General features: G+C 61.4%; 5 protein-coding genes. 3 read left to right on the forward strand and 2 right to left on the reverse strand.

The genetic code is table 11. The features are described from left to right. Positions 1-969 (reverse strand): acyl-CoA dehydrogenase family protein (locus ACRXB1_RS29990; protein WP_449494103.1); only part of this gene is annotated, 969 nt, incomplete at its 3' end. Between the two features lie 217 nt (positions 970-1,186). Here ACRXB1_RS29990 and ACRXB1_RS29995 point away from each other — a divergent pair. Next, the gene (locus ACRXB1_RS29995) at positions 1,187-2,845 is read left to right on the forward strand and encodes an OmpA family protein (protein ID WP_062168341.1); all 1,659 of its coding nucleotides are present in this window, start codon (positions 1,187-1,189) and stop codon (positions 2,843-2,845) included. Between the two features lie 100 nt (positions 2,846-2,945). Here ACRXB1_RS29995 and ACRXB1_RS30000 read toward each other — a convergent pair whose 3' ends face one another. Continuing rightward, positions 2,946-3,899, reverse strand: a complete 954-nt coding sequence (locus ACRXB1_RS30000) for a LysR family transcriptional regulator (RefSeq protein WP_375509255.1) — start codon at positions 3,897-3,899, stop codon at positions 2,946-2,948. 130 nt (positions 3,900-4,029) lie between these two features. Between ACRXB1_RS30000 and ACRXB1_RS30005 the strand changes: the two genes are divergently transcribed. Continuing rightward, positions 4,030-4,497: a CidA/LrgA family protein gene (locus ACRXB1_RS30005; RefSeq protein WP_449494104.1), complete on the forward strand. Its 468-nt coding sequence runs from the start codon at positions 4,030-4,032 to the stop codon at positions 4,495-4,497. Positions 4,498-4,507: 10 nt separating this feature from the next. Next, positions 4,508-5,082, forward strand: a 575-nt coding sequence (locus ACRXB1_RS30010; protein ID WP_449494105.1) for an LrgB family protein, incomplete at its 3' end; no start/stop codon positions are given.

The following is a 5,082-nucleotide window of genomic DNA, read 5'->3' on the forward strand; positions in this document are numbered from 1 at the left end:
GCCGATCACGCAATCGAGCCGCGTGAAGTTCGCCATCTCGATGATCGTCGGCACCCCGCGTCCTTCGTCGCCGATCATCACGCCATAGGCATTGAGGAATTCCACTTCGCTGCTGACGTTCGGGCGGTTGCCAAGCTTGTCCTTCAGTTGTTGAACCTGCACCGCGTTCCTGGAACCGTCCGGCGTGAAGCGCGGTACGTAAAAGCACGAAATCGGGCCTTTTTCATCGGCGCTTTCGCCGGTCCTGGCGAGGACGAGATGCGCGTCGCATTGCGGCGCGGAGAAAAACCATTTATGCCCGACCAGCCGATATTCACCGCCTCGCCCGCCCGCGCCGAGCGCCACGGCGTGCGTCCGGTTGCTGCGCACGTCCGAGCCGCCTTGTTTTTCGGTCATGCCCATGCCGATCATCATCGATTGTTTGCCGGCATCGAGCGGGATATCGCGTGGATCGTGTTTGCGCGAAAGCAATTGCGCCTGCAGGCGCGCGTAGAGCGCGGGTTCCTTTTGCAGCACCGGGATGCTCGCGAACGTCATGGTCAGTGGACACAACGATCCGCTTTCGAGTTGCGCGTGGAGAAAATATCCGGCGGCGCGCGCAGCCATGGAACCGGGCCGCGGATGGCCGAACGTGCCTGATTCGAACGGCATTGCGTGAAGGCCTTGTTCACGCAACATAGAAAGCAGCGTATGCCACGCGGGATGAAACTCGATCGCATCGATCCGCTCGCCGCGCGCACTGAATGGATGATGTTCGGGGGTATGCCGGTTGGCCAGATCAGCAAGGGCAAGGACGTCCGGCTGGGTCAGTGCCAAGCCGTCGCGTGTGAGTGCATCGAGATGCCAGCCCGCGCCTTCGCGTTGCAGCGCGGCAACCAGCGCCGCGTCCGTGGTCATCGCGTTGTAGCGCTCGAGTGGCGGCGCCTGGTTCGTGATTTCGTGGGTCTGGCCGCAGGTGGATGGGGTCATCGGTTACCTCCGTCGAAGCGAATATTCTGCTCCTAAAAGCCACGCGCCGGATCGACGCGCTCAAAACAAGAATTCCTGAGAACCGTCTTAAACCGTCTGCCTTGAGGTATTTCCGATTTTATTAGGAAGTCCTTATCTCTTTAAAACCCGAACCTATAATCGCCAATCCCATTTTGGGCGTTTGGCGACATCACGCAGGTAAGGAAAGGCATATCAAATGAGCATCAATGTTATTCAGCTAGTACAGGGCGCTTTGACCGAAAGCGTGTTGCAGCAACTCGCCACGAAACTGGGCGTTGCACCGGAAGCAGCAAAGCGCGTAGTCGGCATGATTGCGCCGGCAATGGTCGGTTCGCTTATGAACAAGGCGTCGTCGCCGGAAGGCGCGCGTGGTTTGTTCGCATCCATCATGTCACCGGATTCGAACGCGAACATCGTGGACATGCTGCCGCAACTCGTGCACGGCGACGGCCTGCAATCGCTGCTGGCGTCGGGAACGCGGCTCGCCACGAGCGTAGCGTCCGAAGATCGCATCAACGGATTGAGCAACGCAGTCGCTGCGAAAACCGGCGTGTCCGTGGGCGCTACGCACGCGCTGGGCGGGATTGTCACGACCGCCATGTTCGGCGTGCTGAAACACTACTTCACACGGTCCGGCGGCAACGTCGGCCAGTTGCCCACGCTGCTCGGCCATCAATTGCCCATGGTCAAGGCAAGCATGTCGGAAGACATCTCCACCGCACTGGGTCTGGGCGGCGCGGGCACGTTCCTGACAGGCGTGGCGGCGCAGTTGAAGGCCGTATCGTCGCATCTGGAACATCCTTCTACTGCAGGCGGTTCGCCGTCGGTGGTGAATTCATCGCTCGAGAAGATCGTGGTGGAAGAGAAGGCAGCATCGAAGAAATGGTGGTGGCTGGCACTCGCGGCCGCCCTTGCACTGCTGGCGTTGCTGTTTGGCCGTAGCTGCACGACCCAGCAGCCGATGGCAACCGCACCGGCCGAAGCGCCCGTAGTCAACTCGACCCCGGCAGTCGCCGCCCAGCCGGCTTCGGAACCCGCTTCGGCCCCTGCAGCTGTCGCTGCTCCGGTACCGACGAAGGACGCGCTGCTGACGTTCACGGTCGACAAGCTCGGCGCACCGGCCATTGCTGCGACGGTTGGCAGCGAAGAAGAGAAGGCCAAGCTGCTCGCCGCATTGACGGCAAAGTTCGGCGCAGATCATCTGAACGCGACCATCACGGTCGATCCGGAAACCAAGCCGGCCAGCTGGCTCGACAAGCTCGACGGCCTGTTGCCGCTGATGCAATTGCCGGGCGCGGAAGCCAAGTTGTCGGGCGAGAAGATCGAGTTGAGCGGTACGGCTGCGGACGCACGCAACGGCTGGATGGACAAGCTCAAGTCGCTGTTCGGCGCGGGCTTCACCATTGGTACGTTCGACGTCAAGCAAGCGGTTGAAAACGCGAAGGAATCGTTCATGAGCGCGTTCTCGTCGCTGAAGGACGATTGCGCCCCGGCCGATGTCGCCAAGGTGCTGAACCTGCAAGTCATCAACTTCCGTACCGGTTCGGACGTGCCGCCGCAAGACGCACAACTGGCGCTGGCGAAGTCGGCTGAGATGTTGAAGTCGTGCCAGGACACCGGCAAGACGGTCAAGCTGAACATCGGCGGTTACTCGGACAACGTCGGCCTGGCCAGCTCGAACCTGACGCTTTCGAAGAAACGTGCTGAAGCTGTGCGCGCCTTCCTGGTCAAGCACGGTGTTTCCGCCGACGCTTTGACGGCACAGGGTTATGGTGACCAGCACCCGATCGCTGACAACTCGACGGCCAGCGGACGTTTCGCAAACCGCCGTATCGATTTCGCGATTCAAGAGTAATCGTGTGACCGGACGTGGTTGAGTCCGGTTGGCAGATGTAAAAACCCCGGGTCGCGCGTGGGCGCGCCCCGGGGTTTTGCGTTGTGCCTTGGCTTGAACGTTATCTCGATGAAGCGTCGCGCACGCGCGCCGGGAATCGTGCCGCCGCGCCCTGCAGGAAGTCATCGCCCAGATTCGCCGGCAATGCCTGGCGGGCGACTTCCAGCCACGCGCGCGCCGCGTTCGACAGATAACCGTTGCGCCGCCAGCCAACCGCCATGTCCCAGTGGATTTCCGGATCGACCACGGGACGACAGGTGAACGCGTTGACATCCAGGCGGCGGCAATACGGCGCCGGCAGCAACGCAATACCAACGCCGGCCTGCACCAGCGCGGCCATGAAATCCCAATGTCCGCTGCGGCTGACGATGGTCGGCGTGAAACCCGCTTCGCGGCACGCGTTCAACACCAGATCGGACAACGCGAGACTTTCGCCGTAAAAAACGAACGATTCCGATGCCAGATCGGCGAGCGGCACGTCAGTCATGGTGTCCCAGCGCGAACCCTTCTGCGCGACGAGCCACAGCAATTGCCGGCTGACGGGCAGCACATCGAACGTGGCGAGATCCACGGGTTCCAGCACACCGCCGAGTTCCAGTTCGCCATCAATCAAAGCAGCCTCGATGGCCTTCGACCCGCGCTCGAACAGCTTCAGCTCCACCTTCGGATAACGCTTTTTAAACGCCGCGATGGCCGGCGTGAACAGCGATCCGCCCATAGGCGGGATTCCGATGGTCAGCGTGCCGCGCCCGAGTTTGCCGAGATCGTTGAGTTCGGCTTCGAGTTGCGCGTGCGCCGCGAGGACTTCGAGTCCGCGCTGATAGACGATCTGGCCGGCGTCGGTGAGGACCATCTGGCGGCTTTCGCGCAATAGCAACGGGGAGCCGATTTCGTCCTCGAGCGACTTCACCATCTTGCTGATGGTCGGCTGCGTGACAAACATCTTTTCCGCAGCCGCGGTGAAGCTTTTCTGCTTCACGACCTCAACGAAATACCGCAACGATCGCAACTCCATACGCGCCTCTTAGATTCCAAGTTGGAATGCGGTCGATAAGTTTAAGTCATTTTAATTATATTTAGGCCCACGCTATATTCGACTACAGGTTAACCCTTATTTTTATTACGTCACCGCCGCAAGGCCCGTCATGATCGTTCTCGCCGCCATTTTGCCGTTATCAAAATTCGTCACCCGCACTCGGGCGCCGCTTGGCCGGTTCATGCGGATCGCATTGCAGAGCGCCGCACTGGCGGGCATCTGGCTGGTCGCCGATCTCGCCGCGCGCACCTTCCATTTGCCGGTTCCGGGTGGTGTTATCGGTTTGCTGGCGTTGCTCGCGCTGTTGTTTTGCGGCGGGATTGCGCCGCGCTGGGTGAAGGTAGGCGCGGATTGGCTGTTGACGGACATGCTGCTGTTTTTCATTCCCGCCGCGGTGGCTGCCGTCCAGTACGGCGGCCTGTTTCGCGAAGACGGCTGGCGCCTCGCGCTGGTCGTGGTGTTCGGCACGCTCATGGTCATGATCGCGGTGGCATTTGCCGTCGAACAGGCGTCGAAGCTCGAACGCCGACTGGAGTTGCGCCGCATCACGAGCGCCCGCCAGGCCGCGCGCGGCTGAGCCGAGCCCGATGCCACACTTCTACGATTCCCTTTTGTCCGATGACACCGCCGGCCTCATTGCGGCGGGTTGCTTCGTGCTGACCGTGGCGTTGTACTTCGGCTTGAAGCGCCTGTACGCCCGATTCCGCCGGCCCTTGCTCACGCCCATGCTGACCGTCCCCGCCGTGCTTGTGGTGATCGTCATGGCTGCGCGCATTCCGTACTCCGTTTATTTCGCCGATACCCGCTGGTTGATGTGGCTGCTCGGCCCGGCCACCGTGGCCTTTGCCGTCCCGATCTTCGAGTACAGGCATCTGCTGGAAAAGCATTGGTTGTCGTTATCGGTGGGTGTGACGGTCGGCATTCTGGTGGGCGTCGGCGGGTCGCTGGCGCTGGCGAAGTTGCTGCATTTATCGCCGGAATTGCAGCGCAGCCTGTCTACGCGTTCGGTTTCCACCCCTTTCGCGCTTGCCGTTTCCGACAAACTCCACGCGCCGAAAGACCTCACCGCCTTGTTCGTGATTGCCACCGGCGTGGTGGGCATGCTTTTCGGTGAAATCGTGCTGGCGCTCGTGCCGCTGCGCGCCCGGCTTGCCCGCGGCGA

The sequence above is a fragment of the Caballeronia sp. M23-90 genome (assembly GCF_053574605.1).

What these genes read in the sequence shown, in the direction of transcription:
- ACRXB1_RS29995 (WP_062168341.1), top strand. Translation starts at nt 1,187, where the DNA reads ATGAGCATCAATGTTATTCAGCTAGTACAGGGCGCTTTGACCGAAAGC.
- ACRXB1_RS30000 (WP_375509255.1), bottom strand. Translation starts at nt 3,899, where the DNA reads ATGGAGTTGCGATCGTTGCGGTATTTCGTTGAGGTCGTGAAGCAGAAA.
- ACRXB1_RS30005 (WP_449494104.1), top strand. Translation starts at nt 4,030, where the DNA reads ATGATCGTTCTCGCCGCCATTTTGCCGTTATCAAAATTCGTCACCCGC.